At 46.3% G+C, this 19,788-nt stretch carries 15 protein-coding genes; 3 read left to right on the top strand and 12 right to left on the bottom strand.

The genetic code is table 11. The features are described from left to right. A partial coding sequence (locus tag QZT18_RS23620; RefSeq protein ID WP_366925942.1) for a DUF6783 domain-containing protein occupies nt 1-73 on the bottom strand: 73 nt, incomplete at its 3' end. Between QZT18_RS23620 and QZT18_RS23615 the strand changes: the two genes are divergently transcribed. Continuing rightward, the gene (locus QZT18_RS23615; protein WP_366925941.1) at nt 68-112 is read left to right on the top strand and encodes a hypothetical protein; all 45 of its coding nucleotides are present in this window, start codon (nt 68-70) and stop codon (nt 110-112) included. The two genes, QZT18_RS23620 and QZT18_RS23615, sit on opposite strands and share 6 nt — an antisense overlap. 23 nt (nt 113-135) lie before the next feature. On the opposite strand, the gene QZT18_RS20840 is transcribed toward QZT18_RS23615, so the two are convergent. From QZT18_RS20840 to ftsH, 9 genes are all read right to left on the bottom strand, one after another. Further along, nucleotides 136-1,098 carry an ABC transporter permease gene (locus tag QZT18_RS20840; RefSeq protein WP_294151095.1) on the bottom strand — a complete coding sequence of 321 codons (963 nt, stop codon included), beginning with the start codon at nt 1,096-1,098 and terminating at the stop codon, nt 136-138. Further along, nucleotides 1,095-2,171: an ABC transporter permease gene (locus QZT18_RS20835; RefSeq protein ID WP_227031495.1), complete on the bottom strand. Its 1,077-nt coding sequence runs from the start codon at nt 2,169-2,171 to the stop codon at nt 1,095-1,097. Before QZT18_RS20835 ends, QZT18_RS20840 begins: the two co-directional genes overlap by 4 nt. Beyond that, nucleotides 2,168-3,709, bottom strand: coding sequence for an ABC transporter ATP-binding protein (locus tag QZT18_RS20830; protein WP_294151093.1), 1,542 nt, complete (start codon nt 3,707-3,709; stop codon nt 2,168-2,170). The genes QZT18_RS20835 and QZT18_RS20830 overlap by 4 nt, the downstream gene beginning before the upstream one ends. Before the next feature lie 142 nt (nt 3,710-3,851). Next, nucleotides 3,852-5,066, bottom strand: coding sequence for a BMP family ABC transporter substrate-binding protein (locus QZT18_RS20825; RefSeq protein ID WP_294151091.1), 1,215 nt, complete (start codon nt 5,064-5,066; stop codon nt 3,852-3,854). Between the two features lie 636 nt (nt 5,067-5,702). After that, nucleotides 5,703-6,659, bottom strand: a complete 957-nt coding sequence (locus QZT18_RS20820) for a LysR family transcriptional regulator (protein WP_294151089.1) — start codon at nt 6,657-6,659, stop codon at nt 5,703-5,705. Nucleotides 6,660-6,864: 205 nt separating this feature from the next. Continuing rightward, nucleotides 6,865-8,280: a dipeptidase gene (locus tag QZT18_RS20815; RefSeq protein ID WP_294151087.1), complete on the bottom strand. Its 1,416-nt coding sequence runs from the start codon at nt 8,278-8,280 to the stop codon at nt 6,865-6,867. A 23-nt stretch (nt 8,281-8,303) separates the two neighbouring features. Further along, complete coding sequence (locus QZT18_RS20810) at nt 8,304-9,611, bottom strand: Na+/H+ antiporter NhaC family protein (RefSeq protein ID WP_294151085.1); 1,308 nt, start codon at nt 9,609-9,611, stop codon at nt 8,304-8,306. A 60-nt stretch (nt 9,612-9,671) separates the two neighbouring features. Then, nucleotides 9,672-11,069, bottom strand: a complete 1,398-nt coding sequence (locus tag QZT18_RS20805) for an amidohydrolase family protein (protein WP_294151083.1) — start codon at nt 11,067-11,069, stop codon at nt 9,672-9,674. Between the two features lie 544 nt (nt 11,070-11,613). Further along, nucleotides 11,614-13,452 carry an ATP-dependent zinc metalloprotease FtsH gene (gene ftsH / locus QZT18_RS20800; protein ID WP_294151081.1) on the bottom strand — a complete coding sequence of 613 codons (1,839 nt, stop codon included), beginning with the start codon at nt 13,450-13,452 and terminating at the stop codon, nt 11,614-11,616. Nucleotides 13,453-13,848: 396 nt separating this feature from the next. Here ftsH and QZT18_RS20795 point away from each other — a divergent pair, with 396 nt between their 5' ends. Both QZT18_RS20795 and QZT18_RS20790 read left to right on the top strand, forming a co-directional pair. Then, nucleotides 13,849-14,373, top strand: coding sequence for a MarR family winged helix-turn-helix transcriptional regulator (locus tag QZT18_RS20795; RefSeq protein ID WP_294151079.1), 525 nt, complete (start codon nt 13,849-13,851; stop codon nt 14,371-14,373). A 406-nt stretch (nt 14,374-14,779) separates the two neighbouring features. Further along, nucleotides 14,780-16,396 carry a glucan-binding protein gene (locus QZT18_RS20790; protein WP_294151077.1) on the top strand — a complete coding sequence of 539 codons (1,617 nt, stop codon included), beginning with the start codon at nt 14,780-14,782 and terminating at the stop codon, nt 16,394-16,396. Between the two features lie 200 nt (nt 16,397-16,596). Here QZT18_RS20790 and QZT18_RS20785 read toward each other — a convergent pair whose 3' ends face one another. Both QZT18_RS20785 and QZT18_RS20780 read right to left on the bottom strand, forming a co-directional pair. Beyond that, the gene (locus tag QZT18_RS20785; protein ID WP_294151075.1) at nt 16,597-18,231 is read right to left on the bottom strand and encodes an N-acetylmuramoyl-L-alanine amidase family protein; all 1,635 of its coding nucleotides are present in this window, start codon (nt 18,229-18,231) and stop codon (nt 16,597-16,599) included. Between the two features lie 94 nt (nt 18,232-18,325). Next, a partial coding sequence (locus tag QZT18_RS20780) for a glucan-binding protein (RefSeq protein WP_294151073.1) occupies nt 18,326-19,788 on the bottom strand: 1,463 nt, incomplete at its 5' end.

Genomic DNA, 19,788 nt, shown 5'->3' with positions numbered 1-19,788 from the left:
GTCCAATGAAGAAGGCGTAGTGGGCTACGCTGACTGAATTGGGCCCAAATATGCCACGAAGTGGGGCGTGCAGATGGCGGGAATGGATTTTCAAACACGCTCTAGTATTTAATTTCTCCTGCCGCTCTTTTTCCCTTACCGCTCTTCCCTGAAGTAATTCATACCCAGATGTGCCGGGATATGCCCGCCCTTACTCTTTCTCATGGAAGAGATAACAAGCACGAGCGCCGTAATCAGGAACGGAAGTGCGTCGAAAAATGCCGTCGGTATTGCATAGGTGTTCTTTGGAACGTAATATTTCAGCACCCTGAGCGCGCCGAAAATGAAGGAACCGTAGATAACATTGACCGGTTTCCAGGAAGCGAAGATTACAAGGGCCACGGAAATCCATCCAAGGCCGCCCACGCTGTCCCTCAGCCATACGCCGCTGTTGATGATCATGGAACAGTAAGCGCCGCCGATTCCGCAGATAGCGCCGGAAAGCAGGATGTTGATATAACGCCATTTTGTAACCTCAATTCCGGCCGCGTCGGCTGCTCCGGGATTCTCGCCGATTGCCTGCACATTCAGTCCCATCTGGGTTTTGTACAGATAGATGCTGGCTGCTATGGCGATAACCAGTCCCAGGTAAACAAACGGATTATAGGAAAACAGAAGCTCTCCCAACACCGGAATGTCGCTCAGTCCCGGGATATGGATATTTCTCATCTGGGATGTGATCGTGTCCGGAAGCTTTAAGGTGCCTCCATCGGAACGTTCCAGCATGAACACGCCGATAAAGTTGGAAAGCCCGACTCCGAAAATCGTCATCGTAAGACCCGTTACGTTCTGGTTTGCCATGAAAGTAACGGTCAGCACGCCGTAAATCAGGGCGCCTAACATTCCCGCCGCCGCCGAAGCCAGGACTGCAACCAGGAAATTATCCGTAATATAGCCGGCCATGAATCCGGCACAGGCTCCGAGGGACATCATACCTTCCACACCAAGGTTCAGATGGCCCACTTTTTCGCTCAGAATCTCGCCGACCGTTCCGAAGAGGAATGGTGTTCCAGCAAGTACTGCAGCCACAAGAAATTTAATTAAGATTTCACTATTCATGCCCTGGCGCCTCCTTTCCCCCGTAAAACAAATTTATAACGTATAAACAGTTCGCAGCCCAGAATAAAGAACAGGATTACTCCCTGAAGAACATCCGCGCTGTCGGACGACAGTCCGAAGGAGGACTGGACCACGCTGCTTCCCTTTTCCAGAATACTGAACAGAATTGTGACAATGAGAATTGCCGGCGGATTGAGCTGTGCCAGCCATGCCACGATGATTGCCGTAAATCCGACGCCTCCGGCCACCGCCGTCGTCAGTGTCACGTCGGAACCGGCCGCCTGGACCATTCCTCCGATACCGCACACTGCGCCGGAGAGGAACATCGTGCGAAGAACGACTTTTTTCACGTTCATTCCCGCATACCGCGCCGTCTCCTGGCTCTCTCCCACAACGCCAATCTCGTATCCCTGTTTGGAATACTTCATATAGATAAGTACCAGCACAACCAGCGCCAGTGCGATAATCCAGCCGAACTGGATTCCGAACACCTTGTCGAGAGCCGCATTCTTATCGAATCTGGCAATCTTTGCATATCCCTGGGAACCTGGATCGCGCCATGGACCCTCTCTCAGGAATACGATGATATTCAGGGCGATATAGTTTAACATCAGCGTAAATAAAGTCTCATTCGTATCGTATTTCGTCTTGAACCATGCCGGGATCAGTCCCCACAGGCCGCCTCCCACGGCTCCTGCGATAAACATAACGATAACCAGAACCCAGTGGTTCCATCCCGAATGGAACAGGGCAAAATAGGAGGCGCAGATACCGCCTGCGATAATCTGGCCCTCCGCGCCGATATTCCAGAATTTCATCTTGAATGCCAGCGTTACGCCGAGTGATGCAATCAGCAGCGGAATCGCAATCTTTACCGTAGCCTGGATCGCCATCTGGCTCCGGAGCGCTCCCGTGATAATTGTTTTATAAATAACAAATGGATTCTGTCCGATTATCAGAATAAAAAGCCCACCGGCCACAAGCGCCAGCAGAATCGCTTCCAGACGCAGGATAAACGTCTCCCTGCTGCCCAGCTCCGCTTTTTTCACTACACGGATCAACGGCTCTTTCATGCTTTTTCCTCCTCTTCCGACCCTTTCAGGGCCTCGGCCGCCTCAGTGCCTGTCATCATCAGTCCAATCTGCTCCTTGGTCACGTGTTTGGCATCGACAACTCCCGTTACCTGACCGTGGCAGAGTACCATGATACGGTCGGACAGCTCCAGGAGCACGTCCAGATCTTCACCGATATAAATGACGGCTACGCCCTTTTTCTTCTGTTCATTTAATAAATCATAGATCGTATAGGATGAATTGATATCAAGTCCGCGCACCGGATAGGCCGTAATCAGCACCTGGGGGCTGGACTCAATCTCACGTCCGAGAAGCACCTTCTGCACATTGCCTCCCGACATCAGCCGGACCGGCGTATCCACGCCCGGAGTCACGATTCCCAGCTTATCCACCAGCTTCTGTGCCAGCTCCCTGGCCGGTTTACGCTCCACAAAAGGCCCTTTTCCATCCGTATAGGACTTCAGCAGCATGTTGTCCACCATGCCCATGGAAGCTACCAGTCCCATGCCGAGCCTGTCCTCGGGGACAAAGCTCATGCTGATTCCCAGCTTGATAATCTCTGCGGGCGTCTTTCCCACAATATTTTCTTTATGATAAAGAATGGCTCCCTGTTTTGCCGCCATCAGGCCCGTCAGTGTCTCGCAGAGTTCTTTCTGCCCGCTGCCCGCCACTCCGGCCACGCCCAGTATTTCCCCTGTTTTAATCTCAAAGGATACGTCGTCAAGGGCCATGGAGCCGTCGCTCTTATCCACGGTCAAATCAACGACCTTTAGAATCGGCTCCCGTTTCTCCATCTCCGGACGCTCGATATTCAATGTCACCGGACGGCCGACCATCAGCTCCGTCAGCTTCTTTTCATTACACTCGGCCGTATTGACCGTTTCAATGCTCTGTCCCTTTCTCAGGATCGTCACACGGTCGCTGATGGAAAGCACCTCATGCAGTTTGTGTGTGATAATGATAATAGCGCAGCCCTGCTCCTTCATCTTGCGGAGAATGGCAAATAATTTATCCGTCTCCTGCGGGGTCAGTACCGCAGTCGGCTCGTCCAGAATCAAAATCTGGGCGCCTCTATATAATACCTTTAAAATTTCCACCGTCTGCTTCTCGCTGACGGACATATCGAAAATCTTCTTTTCAGGTTCAATTTCGAGTCCAAAAGACTGGCTGATCTGCTCAATCTTCTCTTTTAAAGCTTTTCTTCCCAGCCGCTTTCCGCTGGTCCCAAGTACAATGTTATCCATCGCGCTGAATACATCCACCAGTTTGAAATGCTGATGAATCATTCCAATCCCCAGGTTTCTGGAATCCACAGGCGAATTGATCGCCACTTCTTTTCCGCCCACCAGAATCGATCCGGAGTCCGGATGATAGATGCCGGAAATCATATTCATAAGTGTTGTCTTGCCGGAACCGTTCTCTCCCAGGAGAGCCATGATTTCCCCATACTTCACCGACAGGTCGATCTTATCATTGGCGACCACACTTCCGAATACCTTTGTAATCTGTCTGCACTCAATGGCATACTGTTCTGTCATATCTTCACCTCGTGATTTGTACGGCGTCAAAAAGGGATGCCGTAAAATGAGAATTTATGTAATTCACCATTTTTAAGCATCCCTCATCTCTCAGCCTGTATTGTAACATTGCTGTAACTGTGAAAATACCTGACAGTTACTATTATTTCTCAACAACGTTCTTAAAATACCAGTGAATGTTTCCTGTGATATCAGCATCCGACATATGCTCGCCCTCTGTGCCTACGGTTGTTCCGTCGTTGCACTCGATTACGCCGTCAAATACATCCCATTCGCCGGAAACGATCTTGGCTTTTGCTTCTTCGATCTTCTCTGCTGTACCTTCTGCACAAAGATCAGATAATGGAGCCAGGTCTACAAGGCCTTCTTTTAAGCCGCCGAAGTAGTTCTCGCCTGTCCATGTTCCGTCAACAAGGCTCTGAACTGCCGTCGTATAGTATGCGCCCCAGTCCCAAACAGTGGAAGTAAGAACTGCCTTAGGAGCATCTTTGCTCATATCGGAGTTATAACCAACGCCGAATACGCCGTTTTCCTCAGCAGCAAGCTGTGGGTTCGGTGTATCGCAATGCTGTCCGATTACGTCACAGCCTTCGTTGATTAAAGCAACCGCAGCCTGCTTCTCACCTTCCGGATCATACCAGCTGTTGGTTGTTTTGATGTAAACGGTTGCGTCGGGATTTACAGAGTAAACGCCCATTGCAAATGCGTTGCATCCGCCTGTAACCTCTGCATTGTCCTTGCCCCAGGCGCCAACGTAACCAATCTTGTTGGACTCTGTCTTAAGGCCTGCCGCAATACCGGATAAATATCTGGACTGGTAAATTCTTCCAAAATAGTTGTTGAAGTTAACGCCGTTGGATTTATATCCTGTGCCGTGTGAGAAAACTACATCCGGGAACTCTTCTGCAAGAGCTTCACATGCATCCATGTATCCCCAGCTTGTGGCGAAGATAACCTGACATCCCTCTTCCACGCACTCTCTCATGGCTGTCTCAATTGCAGTCTGATCATCATCGGCTACATTGTTCTTACGGATAATCTGGCTGTCATCCAGGCCTACCGCCTTCTGCATAGCAACGATACCAAGATCATGTGCATAAGAGTAACCGGAACCGTCTGCCGGGTTTCCGATATGGATTACGCCAACCTTCAGGTCTTCCTTAGCAACTGCCGGCATAACGCCCTCTGCTGCCTTTGCTTCTGTCTCTTCGCCTGCTTCAGCAGTCTCTCCTGCTGCCTCAGATGCAGCGGCTTCGGTCTGTGCAGCGGTTGTCTCTTTGCCGGATGAAGATGAACATCCTGTACAGAGAGAAAGTGCCATGGCTGCGGACAGTACCACGCTTAATACTTTTTTCATTTTCTTTCCTCCTCATTTAAGATAAATGAATGTCAATACGGAACAATTATTACATTTTCTTGTAAAATTTGCAAGGGATTTCAAAGAATTTATCGAAATAACTGTAACAGCCCGCCAACACTCACGCCGAATGCATACCAGAAGGCGTTTTCACGTGTTTTTTTGACAGAAAATCATGAGATTTGCGACGCGAAATACAATTAAAATCACATCATAAGCCCTTAATAAAACCCACTAAAACGGCAACATGCCATAATACCATAAATCCCTCCACCCAGTCATATGCAAGTAGTGGCAGCGACAAGAGCCCTCCCCCCTGAGCATGAGAACAGCCGGCAGCCGCAGGCCATGGTCCGGCCGACAACCTTCCCTGAGTCTTCAGTCCCATCGATCCGCTGCCCGGGGAAGGAGGCAGAATCAATTGCGCAGGGGACATTGGAGTCCATCAGCACTTAGGCGGCGTTTTGTGACGCCGTAGTGTCTGCTATGCACTCCACCAAGTGCAAACGGTCCCCGGAGCAATTCATTCTGTCCGGATTCCCCACTCACGACAATTTAAAAATGGGACTGAAGACTCATACACACCCCCTCCCTCCCCGGATCCTGCCCTCCCAGCTGCATTCCTCATCTCTCCCATCACCGTGTTTTCCCCGAATGCTGAACCCTGCACAGCTTTAAAAACTCTTCCATGGCCTTTGTTGTATACCGTCCTCTTTTGCGCGTCAAAAATATTTCCCTGCGTGCCAGCGGATCTCCTATTTTATAATAGACCAGCGCGTCGGTGTCCGACACAAGGCTAAGCAGGCTGCTTCTGATAAACGCAATGCCGGATCCGGATTTTGCCACATAGAAGGAGGTCATAATCTGATCCAGATATAATTCAACTTTTGGCTCGAAACTGGCGTTACGGCAAATTTCCTTGCTCCGCACACAGATATCGTTTTCTTCTTTCAACAGAATAAAAGGACATTCCTTAAATACCTGCATGGGTACGGCCTCGATTGCATTCCCGGCGAACGCTCCATCCCTGGCCTGCGCAAATGTCATCTGGTAAGACCGCAGTTTTTTATTGACTTCTAATTCTGCGGGCACCGCCAGAATGATTTCTTCATAATCATAAAGGAACCGTTCCACCTCATCATCCGCCGGTATGGCCGTTTCCAGCAGAAGATCAATGGAATCATTCTGAAGTCCGGCCCTCAGTTCTTTGATGTTTCCCTCATGGATCTCCACCGAAACGCCGGGATATTTATTTTTAAAACGTTTCAGCAGCCCGGCCAGCAGATATGCGCAGAAGAAGGAGGAGCTTCCAACAGACAGATGGCCTGTCTTCATGTCGGCCATATCCCTGAAATAGGCATCCATATTTTTCTCCAGCCGCATAAACTGTTCCGCGCACCGGATATAATATTCCCCTTCTTTTGTTATCGTAAGAGGGATCGTACTTCTGTCAAATAACTGGCAGCCGATTTTCGCCTCCGCTTTTCGCACCATAGCGCTGACCGCAGACTGGCTCACAAACAGCTTCTGAGCCGCCTTGGAAAAACTCTTTTCCTGATAAACCACATAAACATACTCCATTTCCACCGTCATACCAAATTCCCTTCCCCTGAAATTTAATCGCAGTTCAACCTTCGGCCAAACTGCAAAAAACGCATCATGATTGACTGTTACGAAGTCCCCCGACTTTAACAGCTTTAACATTGACGATAACCCATACGCTCTGCGTACAGGTCACCGTTCCCACCCAAGGGGCAAACACCGCAAAAACGGATTTGCCCCTCGATTGATTCTGAAATTACCACTGCAAATTACCCTTGGCAAAATATTTATAAAGATTTCCCGCAATCACCCGATGTAACTGTTCTTCGAGCAGTTTCGCTGTTTTCAGCGCTTCGAAATCCAGACTGTCCGCAAATGCCGTCAGCAGTTCTTTTGCCTTCTCCGGCTCGGATTCGTAACAAGCAGATGCCTCTTTCTCCACCATCTCCTTCATTAAAAACGCTTTCCGTTCCAGCTTCATCCATTCATTTGTAATAATCGGAGCATAATGGAAGAAGTCCGCCATTGCCAGATTCGTCAGTTTTCTCATCTGCCAGAAAGCCGCGGAATCACTGTAGATGTCGGTGCCCTCCTGGAAAGCGGGCGCGATATCCGTAATGCCAAAATGGTGCGGAAGGTACGGAGCCGTGAGCGGAGACCCGAGGCAGCTCCATAAAACGCCGCCCAGTTCTGCGGGCAGTCCCCGGTGCAGTTCCACCACTGCCGAGTGGATACAATGCGGAACACCGATCGGGCGCACATCACTATTTACGCCTGCCTCCGTAAATGCGCAGAAATCATTATCACTATTCGTATCCCGAAGCAGCTGCATGATCCTCTCCGCCGTGATGGGCTCAGACGGTTTCATAAACGTAGGATACTCCTCCTGATCCGGACCAAGCTCAGTAGAAGAAAGCATATTGATTGCCCGCCAGACTCTCCTGGAATTATAATAGTATGTTCGGGGATCCTCAAGGAATTTCCGACCGAATGCTTTGGCCCAGTTAAACGGTCCGGCGGCAGGGTCCCAAAGTCCTTTTGAAATGACAAACTCCTTTAATCCCTCCGAATACAGAACATTCTCTGTGTCATCCCAGTCAATTTCATTGATACGGTAACCGTTGGACTGGATTAAATAGCAGTCGTCGGGAACTCTGACCGCGAGCCATGCAGAACCGCCGCCGCCCTCGATATACCATGCTTCTTCCGTATCAAATACACCGACGGCGCATGGAAAACGGTTTCCGTACTCTGTATAGTAACGCCCAATCCGCTCCACACATTCCCTCGCAGTCCTGCTCTGAGTCAGCGCTGCAAACCGTACTCCGCCTGCGGCGCCGTTTTCTACGATGGGATCCGCTTCGGCCGCGCGGTCATTGCGATCAACCGCCAGGTTTTCTCCGCCCATAAGACAGACATTGTGTTCATTCACCGCAATCGTATCACCCGCCAGATTTCCGCGGAACGTTTTTAACAAAATACAGCGGGCCGTCTCCCGGGTTTGAGGGATAACCGGTCCCGTAGGCAGTTTCACCGAGGCTCCGGGTTCCTGTATCATATGAGGAAGTATTTCCATGGATGCCGCCTCATATCCAAACAGATCGTCATTATGTCCCCCCAGCATTGTTCCGTTTTTAAATACATTCTTACCGCCAATTAGCATAAAACACATAGATATTCTTCTCCTTCCACAAATTAACCAAACAGCATTGACATCACAAGGCATACAGCCAATACGGCTGCCGTAACCATCCAGCCATGCTTTACCTGGGATTTCATATCACTGGAACGCGCCGTACCGGTTGCCGCAACCATATCGAGGCCGGGATAGGCAAATGATGTCATCTGAGAACCAATCAATATTACGATCGCCCAGACATGCATACTGAGACCGGTCGCATCAACCAGGGGACGGAATACCGTATTAAGCATTACCGCCTGCGCAACGGCAGCGCCCTGAATACCAAATGTACCAATCAAAGAGGCGAGCATCGACAGTCCGACTTTACCTCCGCTCTCCACTAATGGTGCGCCAATTTCCACGAGCGCATCAAAGGCGCCGCTCTTGGAAATGAAATTCAGGAATGGATCCATCAGTATAAACAGCATAAAAATCCAGAAATACTGCGCACATCCCTTCATAAACAAATCAATCGTTTTGTCTATCTTAAAACGGGCTCCGAATCCGGTTGCCAGTACGGCCACTGTGATAACGGTAATCGCATGGGCGACTCCCAGTTTAAACATAATGCCATAGCCCACAATCAGCGCCATTGCCACGCCAAAGAACAAAGTTGCTCTTTTGGCCTCGGGAGAGGCTTTGTAAGCATTCACCGACAGGGCGGTTCCTTCCGGATAGTCACATACGCCCGCCGTAGCTTTTTGAACGCGTTTCGCATTAAAATAGGTAATCAGCCACATCGGAATACACACCGGTAAGCTGGCATAGAGTAAAACCTGCTGATATGCAAGTCCTGTCACCTCCATAATTGTAACCATTGGAGGAGAAAACGGACTGATGAAAAGACCTGTCACGCCCGCGGTCTGCATGATAATGGCCAGCGTGCTGGGAGTCATTCCGACAGACGCAACCAGGGGGATAAGAATCGGCGCTATGACCGCATTGCCGCCTGTCAGGGTGCTCAGCACGAGAACCATAAACATCGACGCAAGCATGGACGCTATGATTGCCCTGCTGATTGAATTGATACCAATCTTCCGTACCATCAAATGAACCAGATTTTCCGCAACCCCGGATTCCTTCAAAATCAGGCCCAGGCCGGAACCGATCATGATAATAAAACCGACCTGTCCAAGAAACGAACCCAACGAAGTTGTCAGGACCGAACCGAATTCCAGAAGGTTAGTCTTTGTAAGCACCGCACCGATCGCCAGGCAAATTGAAACATTCACCAGCGGATGGATCTTCGGACGAAAAGCCAGAATTATGTAAACAATCAATGGAGTTAACCCCAAAATAGGAGGTAAATTAAAAATCATCATAAGAATCTCCTTTCTAAATCTGAATTGAATTAATTCATAGAAACGGGCTCTTTGCCGCTCCTACCGTTCCCCGTATAAAGTGCTTCCCGCCGTATCCGCCAACTGATATTTAAGCTGCATCTTCTCCGCTGTTTTCACTCCGGCCTCTGTTGTCAGGAACGTCCCTCCCGTTCCTGTAACTGATCCGTGTTCCATAATTTTTCTTCCTCCGGCGAAGCTCATAACCGCGTCCAGACGTTCTAAATCTAATACCGTAATATCCGCATCCGCACCGATCCCAAGATTTCCTTTGCCCGTAAGCCCAAAAATCTCCGCCGGTTTGACCGAACATTTTTCGATTACCTCCTCCAGCGTCAGATATCCCAAACGGTAAAAAGGAAGTAATTTCTGAATCAGGCCGTTTCTCGGGAATCCTCCCCCATCCGTCGCAGCCATTTCAATAAGCGGCTCTCCTCCAGGAGTTCTTCTCTCTACAATGCAGGCCGAGGCAACAGAAGCGAGATTTGCCGGAAAACTTACATTGATGTTCGTCTCGTGCTCCCTCCAGTACTGAAGCGCCTCTTCTTTTTCCAAAAGCACATTTTCCTTCTCAAGCACGGCTATTGCTTTCACCTGTCCATTTTTCATTGCCAGTGCAAGTCCCTCTTTCGTCGGCTCATATCCAAACATCTTTAAACAGTTGACCGTAATGGCATCACATGGAACACCATCCCTGCATGCTCCTCCCGTTCCGTTATTCACCGCCATGTGAGAGTCTGAAATAATATTTCTGTTATCCCTGAGGAGTTTGAAAGCATCTCGCAGCTCTTCCAGATAATGATAGCGGTTTCCACGGCAATAGGCATTGATATGGGCCATTAAAAGCCTCTGACCTTTGGCATAATCCACTGCCTCTTTTAATCCGTATATATCACTTCTGTTTTCCGTGCTTCCGGCGTGGCAGGCCACCATCACTTTTTTTGCATTGGCTTCTTCCACGCAGAATCTGGACGCCCCGGGAGTCAAAGGAAAATGACCGCCCAGAATCTTAAGACCCAAAGACCCATTTTGCAGGGAATTATCTAAAAATCCCCTCACCTGTTCCCTGGATGGCGATTCCCCTACCAATTCAGGCAGCACCGCATCAATGCAGCCTACGTTCATACCGCAGCCATACCGCCCCAACTGGGATGTGATATCGGAAACCGGCCCCGCGTAATCAATGATCGTCGTGACTCCGGTTCTGGCCGCCATGTAATACCCGACCCGTCCGCCCAAAAGCTTCGTCACATGCACATGCATATCGATAATTCCCGGAACCACCGTAAGGCCGGAGACGTCAATCACTTCATCCGCCTGGCACAGCTCCCCGCCAAGCCCGGCGACCCTGCCTTCCCGGATTCCTATATCAAAATGACCGTCCACGCGGTTGACCGGATCAAACACTCTCCCGCCCTTTAATATAACGTCAAATTTCATCTGTTCCTCCACTCATACTATTTTTATTTATCAGCGCGCCTGTCTTCAAAAAATAGCAATTTACAGTTACTACAGGACCTGTTTTTAATTTGCCCTTAAATTCAGTTTTCTTTCAATTCCCTCTCATGAGTGATAGGCTTATTATATCTATTTTGTAACAAAACACAAAATGTCATGAATGCATTCATATAAGTCAGAATCCACCGATTATACCTTGAATTTGTTGTTAAATTCCCCTCTTCTAAACGGCAGCCCGGTAAAGCAGATTTCTACGCAAAGCACGCTTCGCGAACTTTTCATTGCCACTCAATAAAAGCAAACGGGATATGCCCCGACGGCCGCTAAATATCAGCATCGTCGGGGCATATCCCGTTTTATTCTGTTCTTTTATTATTCCTTTTTATCAGGTTTCTTGATCCTTCTATATCTGTTCTTTTTCTTTATTCTTCTCGTCTTTTTCTCGTTTTTTTCGTTTTTTCTGTTTATTCTTTACGTGTTCTTTCTGCTTATTCTTCGCGTCTATCCTTGACGTTGGTCCATCTTTTTATTCCTCTTTTTTATTCAGAATCTCCATGAATTCTTCACCGGTAATTGTCTCCTTGTCGAGAAGATAGGCTGCCAGTTCATGAAGTTTTTCTTCGTTTCCGGTCAGGATATTTTTGGCCTTTTCATAAGCCTCTTTTACCATCGATATTACTTCATCGTCAATTCTTGTCGCTGTATCTGCCGAGCAGGCCAGGGAGGCATCGCCGCCCAGATAGGCATTGTTTACGGTCTCCAGGGCTACCATACCGAACTGATCGCTCATGCCGTATCGGGTAACCATGGCTCTTGCAATCTTTGTAGCCTGTTCAATATCATTGGATGCACCCGTTGTGATTGAATGGAAAATCAAATCTTCCGCGGCACGGCCGCCCGTCAATGTAACAATCTTATTAAACGCTTCCTCCCTGCTCATCAGGAACCGCTGATCGGATTCAACCTGCATTGTGTATCCCAGCGCTCCCGATGTCCTCGGAATAATTGTAATTTTATGAACCGGAGCTGAGTGGTTCTGAAGAGCCGCCACCAGCGCATGGCCAACTTCATGATAAGAAACAATCTTTTTCTCATCGGTTGAAACACCGGCGTCTTTTCTCTGGTATCCGGCAATCACCGTCTCCACGCTTTCTTCCAGGTCTGCCTGGGAAACGGTCTTTCGGCCCATTCTGACCGCCCTCAGCGCCGCCTCATTAATAATATTGGCAAGCTCGGCTCCGCTGGCGCCGCTTGTAGCCCTGGCGATTGCATTATAATCAACCGTTTCATCAACCTTCACCTGCTTGGCGTGTACCTTCAGGATTGCCTCTCTTCCCTTTAAGTCAGGGAGTTCTGCCGGAATTCTTCGGTCAAAACGGCCCGGTCTCAACAGGGCCTTGTCAAGCGATTCAGGCCTGTTTGTCGCTGCCAGGATAACAACGCCCTTGCGGCCGTCAAATCCGTCCATCTCCGTGAGAAGCTGGTTTAAAGTCTGCTCGCGCTCATCATTGCCGCCCATTCCTGCGCCGTCACGTTTCTTACCAATCGTATCGATCTCATCTATAAATACAATACAGGGTGCTTTTTCACTGGCCTGTTTAAACAGGTCACGCACCTTGGCCGCGCCCATTCCGACAAACATTTCCACAAACTCCGAACCGGAAATAGAGAAAAACGGCACATGCGCTTCACCGGCAACTGCCTTTGCGAGCAGCGTCTTACCTGTTCCAGGAGGGCCTACAAGCAATGCACCCTTGGGGAGTATCGCACCAATCTCTGAATATTTCTGCGGATTATGCAGAAAATCTACAATTTCCTGCAATGCCTCTTTTGCCTCATCCTGCCCGGCCACATCGGCAAATGTCTTTCCGGTTTCAGATTCCGCGTAAATTTTAGCATTGGACTTTCCAAAGGTCATCGCGTTGCCGCCGCCCATCCTCTTCATCATCGCCCTGCTCATGATCTGGCCGAGGCCGATAAAAATAATCAGAGGCAGAATCCAGGTAACCAGGAAATTAAGCAGTGGAGATGCCTGGGTTGGAATCTCGGTGCTGTATTTTTCTACGCCGGCTTCCGTAATTCTCTTCTGGAGATCGTCACCGGGAAATGAACCTGTCTTATAATTCGTTTTCCATTTACCGTCTTTCAGGGTATAGACGATCTCACCATTCGTCGTCACATATACCTCGTCTACATTCTTCTTGTCCAGTTCATCTATAAACTGATCGTATCTGACCTGCTCGGTTCTGTCCATTAACGACGGAAAAATGAAAATGTTCAGTAGCATCAGTACCAGCATTACCAGTCCGTAATAATACAGGAAAGATTTTTTCGGTGCTTTGTTGCCGTTATTACTTTCGTTCATATTGTTCTCCTCTTATTTGTACTGTTATCCTATATCATATCCATATCAAGTGTTTCTTAAAATTGGTTGAGTTTTATATGAATCTCAATCAATTTTTTTGTGTTCCTGATCTACTAAATTTATACCTCTTATATCAATATTTGTCAATATATTATAGTAAATATTTATTTACTTTTAATAATTATTGACTTGTAATTTAAAGTGTGCTAGTATGGGAGCGTGGGTAAACAGCATTTATTGGTATGTTTTTTGTATTTATGCGGAGTTTTTTTGCATTTATCCCCTGTTTTTTAAGAATCATCTGCATTTTGTTTTTATTCACCTGCTTTTTGTTTTTAAATGTGGGGGTGATTTTTTTATTTTTTCTATAATATATTTTTGTTGGAGGAACCGCTTATGGAAAATATTCAAAATAACAAAACTCTCGAAAACTCAGCGAAAACGGATATCAATTCAGTTGGAGTGCATTTCCTCGAATTTGCCGTTGCCTTTCTTACATTGGCAAAATGCCAGTATCAGCATGATAATGACGTCAAGGTCAATTCTCTCCCCTTCTTTACCCTGGTTGCACTTGACAACTGGGCGGACGAGGACTACACCATGTCGGAGCTGGCAGATAAACTTCAGATCACCAAACAACAGCTTTCTAAACTGATCAATGTACTGGAGGAGAAAGAACTCGTTGAACGGATCCATGACAAGGAGAACCGCCGCAGAGTTTACATCCGCATCCGTGACCATGGCCGGGATATGATGGACGACCTTAAGAGAGGGATGCTGGAATCCACTCTGTACGGTCTCAGTGCTTATACGGAAGATGAATTAAAGGATATGGATTTCTGTATCAGAAGGCTGACGGAACTGATGGAGAAATTTAAAGTCGGTTATGACTGTGATGCGCTGCGGGATAAGATTGGGTAGGGCAGACATAAGTGTGGAGGAAAGCGTGAAGTGACTGCCATGCGGACGGTTTTATTATATGGCGTGAAACACGGAAACACAATATGGTAGGATTATGTACTTAAGTTAGGGTTGAATGTTTTTATTGTAATTATATAGGAATCAACTAACAGCAGAATTAGGGTATAGATGGATGCCCTGATTCTGCTGTTTTATTGAGGGGTAAGAAGGGTATTCGAATCCTCGGAGCATGCGTTCCATTGTTTCTGTGCATAAATAGTTAGTTCGGCAGATAACTGCTCTCTTCTTCTTTTTCTGATTTTCTTCATCTCTATAATTTTCCTTATCCGAAGTATAATGACCTCGTAATGCAATTAGGAAATTTCGAGAAATAGTTCAAAAAGAAAAAAAGGAGAGTGCATTAATTATGAGAAAGCAGACTAAATTAGTTGCAGTTCTTTCTGCAGCAGCTTTACTCGCTATGGGTGCTTCCATGACATCTTTCGCCGCTGGTTGGGAAAAAGATGACGCTGGAATCTGGCACTATTATGACAGCGATGATGAGATGGTAACCGATGAGTGGAAGAAAGATGGTGCTTACTGGTTCTATCTTGACGAAGACGGCGAGATGGCTACTGACACATGGATTGACGACGACTATTATGTAAACAGTGAAGGCCGCATGCTGGTAAACTCCTGGATTAAGACAATGCCAGATGACGAAGAGGATGATCCTGATGATGGTGGTGAGCATTGGTACTACTTTGGAAACAAAGGTAAAAAAGTTACTGATGATTCCAAAAAAATCAATGGCAAAACATACTACTTCAATGAAGATGGTGAAATGTTAACAGGATGGCATCAGGATGGCGACGACGCTTTCTACTTAGGCGACGAAGATCAGGGTTGGAGAGCTGAGAGCCAGTGGTTATGGCTTGAGAAATCAGGTCTTGACGAGGACGACGTAGATGATGATGACAATCTTGAAGTAGTTCTTGGCTGTAGCGAAGATGACGACTGTGATGATGAAGGATGGTACTACTTCCAGTCTTCAGGTAAAGCTTACACAGGCGTAAACAAGAAGAAAATCAACGGCAAATACTATATGTTCAACAACCACGGCCAGATGCTGTATGAGTGGATCAATGGTACTGCTAAGACTGTAAGTTCTAATGCTCAGCTTGACGGTGTTGCAAGTGCAGGATCTGCAAAAGTTCAGGATATGAGATACTACAATGCAGTAGAAGAAGGCTGGAGATCAGACGGATGGTATCAGATGGACGGTTCTGAAGACGTTGGTACAGACGGCGATACAGACTGGTACTATGTAGATGACGGCGAGATTAAATACGCTGATGGCGGTGATAAAGATTTCGCAACATACGATGAGGACCACAAGAAAGTCTTTGTTCAGAGAATGAAGATTAACGGAAAATACTTCGCATTCAATGAAAAGGGACAGATGCAGGATGGCTTACAGTACTGTAGCGCTGACAATGGTTTCTATTACTTCGACGAAAACGGCTATCAGAAGACAGGCCGTGTAACAAGCGTTGAGTGTGATGACGATGATTACACATTCTACTTCAATACAAAGAATGGTAAGAACGGCCAGGGTTACAAGGGCTTAAAGGATGATTATCTGTACTTCAACGGTAAGAGACTTGATGCAGATGATGATTACAGACTGTACTACTACAGTGGAGATATTTACCTCGTAAATACTAAGGGTAAAGTTCAGAAGAGCAGCAAGAAATACGATATCGAAAACAAGGGTATTGCTGAAGATGATGTAGAAGTTAATATCAGCGGAAAGAAAGTTCAGTCCATTAAATTAAATGATAAGACAGAGTATACTTCTGAAGAACTTATCAAAATGATGATTGAGGATATTAATGGCGAATACACAAGTGTAACTGATGACATGATCGTATCCGTTCCATTTATCCAGTTATATGATGATGATCTTTACACCTATACTGAAATCAAGGCAGATGCTACACCTACCGAAGGTTGGCTTGGAGTTAACGATCCGACAAAATAATAGTGATTCTCTGTGTAGCAAGTTTCAAAATTCTATGATTAAATAATGATCAGGCGGTGGCTTCATCCACCGCCTGATTTTTTCTGCGTACTGCGGTTTGTATTGTTCATGTACAATGACTAATACGCTTAGGATACGTCATAAATACACCAGCGTATCAGCCTTTCTTTTGTTAATATAGAGTTTATCGTCCTTTTAAGTTATTCTTTCAAAACCCCATCCGCATCCACAAATTTACCATCCGGAGTTGTATAGTTAACAGCCATAACACCATTATCCAGAAAATACCGCCAGTTACCAGCTGAATCCTGTGCCCATCCCGTAGCCATAGAACCATCCTGTTGCAGCAAATGCCATTCTTGATTTACCAGTATCAGGCCTGTGGCCATGGAACCATCCGGATTCAACAGATACCATTTACCGTCTACTAAAGTCCATCCTGTTCTCATAATGCCATCTTGTCCCAGATAATACCATTTTCCATCTGTCCATTGAAGCCAATCAGTAACTGGCTGGTTCTCAGCATTCATGTAGTATCTGAATCCATTTATTAGAATCCATCCACTATCATTCACTGCTGCTATCGTTGTACGTGCTGTTTGAGCAGGCCCTACGACTGTTGCACCTCCTGCAGGACCTGATGAACTGCCCGAACTACTGGAGCCACCGGAGCCGCCTGAACCACCGGAGCTGCCCGAACCACCGGAGCCGCCTGAACCACCGGAACCGCCTGAACCACCGGAGCCACCTGAACCGTGTGAGGAACTCGAACGATAGGTAATATGATAAACCAGAGGAAGAGGATTCATATTACCTCCAGCAAGATAACCTAATTCACCATTATATCCATCATCGTATGCAATCACTAAATCAGTGAATACGTTGTATTTGTCAACTACATGTCCATCTGAAATTGCCTCATTCCTTAATTCCATAAAACTTTCCTGTTTCATTTTAATGGGGATTGTAACCCATCCTTCATCCGATATATTCATTGGCATTACGGTAGAACCGTCTGCAAAAGTGAACCAGCCATCAGGATTTATTTGGACTTCTGCAATTGCAGCATCTTCAGTTCCAGTTAGAGGTTTGTAATAATGTTCAATCGAAAATACGGGTATGACAGATTGCTTTAGATTGACTTCACCTATGTTTACGTATTTACCATTGATGACAGGTCCACTATAATATTGGGGATATTCTGCACTATAACGAGTATAAAAACCGTCTGCTCCATAGAAAATCGAAACTTTTTTTAATATGTTATTGCCGGATTTTATCTGAAGATAAAATTTACTGTTGCTTCCGTTAGGAAGATCCGTCTTATCTCCTATATTTTTATCCACAAAGAAAAATGAGAAGCTGACAGGTGTGTCGGGACTCAGGTTTGTATTCCCATGTGCCTGTACCCGGATTCTTTCTCTGTCGGCGTTGATAACAGGAGATAGTTCAACTGAAATATTACCAATTGCCGAACCACTGTTTTGCCGAACAGTCACAATAATTGGTTCGGGCAAAATTACTTCATTTGTGGTGGAATTACGATCCAGATAAAAGGAAATATGATCTGTTTCAGTTCCATCCACTTCAATTGAAATCTGTTCACCCAGAGATTTATCTTCTGGAAGTTCCGGACTATCTGAATCTTCCATATTATTAGACGATGAAGAGTCAAACATACTGTCAGGAGAGGCTTTTTGTTCTCCCGAAGGCATTTTGAAATTAAAGTCCACACTGCTCTTTGTAGTGAAAGTTCCACCAAAAGAGGCTGTTGGACCTGCCAGAACCAAAATGGCAGTTAGAATTACAGCGATAATCGAATCAGGCTTTTTCATGTCTCCCTCCTTGTTTTGTATCTCAAGAATGCTTATAAGATTCTATTCTTTGTAAAAAATCCCCCCAACTATAAATAGTTGAGGGGAAAAATAATTATTTGCTTACATTTACTTCTGTAGTGCTTCTGGATGAAGTAGATGTAGTAACCTCGCCAGTTGCAATTTCAACTTCTGTATCATCAGAAATTGCTTTACCATCGATTATTCCATCAGCTTTAGCAACATAGCTGTGGTCATACAGAGCGATGTGTGGAAGAGTTACTTTCATAATTCCGCCGTTGTATGGTTTCTTGTGGTCTTTATCTGTATAAAGTCCCATTACCTGATCACCATCAAAGTCTACATATAAATCGTCAGCATTGCCTTCGATATCGTATTTCTTGGACTCGGATTTCTGGATCTTACCGGAAGTATTTACAAGGTATGTCTTATTCTCATATGCGTAGATTCTGTATTCATCATCTGCTTCAAGACGTTTTCCGTTCCAGTATAAGTAGCTGGATTTATCACCAGTCCAACCTTTACCGTTTCCGCCGTTCTTGGTGCTGAAGTAGAATGTAAATGTATCATCGTCATCTTCTACGTTAGAAACTTTACCTGTCTTCATATAACCGTTGTCATCGAAGTAGTAGAAACCATCATCCAGCTTCTGTAAACCAGTCTGCATACGGCCGTACTGATCGAAACAGAAGTATTTGTTGTTGCTTGCTTTAATCTTGAATTTCTCTCTGTAAACTGCATCACCATCACCATCTGTTGTAATGTAGTCTTCAGCTTTCTTAGCTTCGCCCTTGTCGAAGAAATACCAGTCGGTATCGTTATCTGTATTGGTATCCTGAGAACCGTCAATTTCATACCAGCCATCAGCTCTCCAGCCTTCTTCTACCTGATTCAGGTAAAGCATTTCACTAGGAGATGCTCCAGAGTTGTTACCATCAAGAACTGCATTTAAGTTAGCTCCTGAACCTACACTCACCTTGGAGTTGTTAATCCACTCATACAGCATCTGGCCATGCTCGTTGAAGTAGTAATATTTACCGTTTACTTTCTTCTTTTTAGCATCTTTGTACATCTTACCGTTGCTTCCGAAGTAGTACCAGCCTTCTTCGTCACAAGGATCTGTCTCGTCGTCGTTGCATCCGCCGATTTCATCGTCCTCATCCGGTTTTTCAAGCCATAACCACTGGCTGTCTGTTCTCCAGCCTTCGTCTTCTCCGCCTAAATAGAAGATGTCTTCATTTTCATCTTCATACCAGCCGTCTTCCATCTTACCGTCAGAATCGAAGTAGTATGTTCTGCCATTAATTTTCTTGGAATCAGAAGTGGTCTTCTTACCCTTGCTACCGAAGTAATACCAGGAATCGCCATCATCTTCCGGATCTTCTACGTCATCATCAGCAGTAGTTTTAATCCACTGATTAATTAACATAGCACCATCATTTCCAACATAGTACTCATCGTCAACCCATGAATCTGTCAGCATTTCGCCTTCATCATCCAGGTAGAACCACTTTCCACCGTCTTTCTTCCATTCTCCAGTTACCATCTCGTCATCAC

This window comes from uncultured Clostridium sp. (genome assembly GCF_900547735.1).
Taxonomy (GTDB): Bacteria; Bacillota; Clostridia; order Lachnospirales; family Lachnospiraceae; genus Otoolea.
This window is presented reverse-complemented; position numbering and strand designations above follow the sequence as displayed.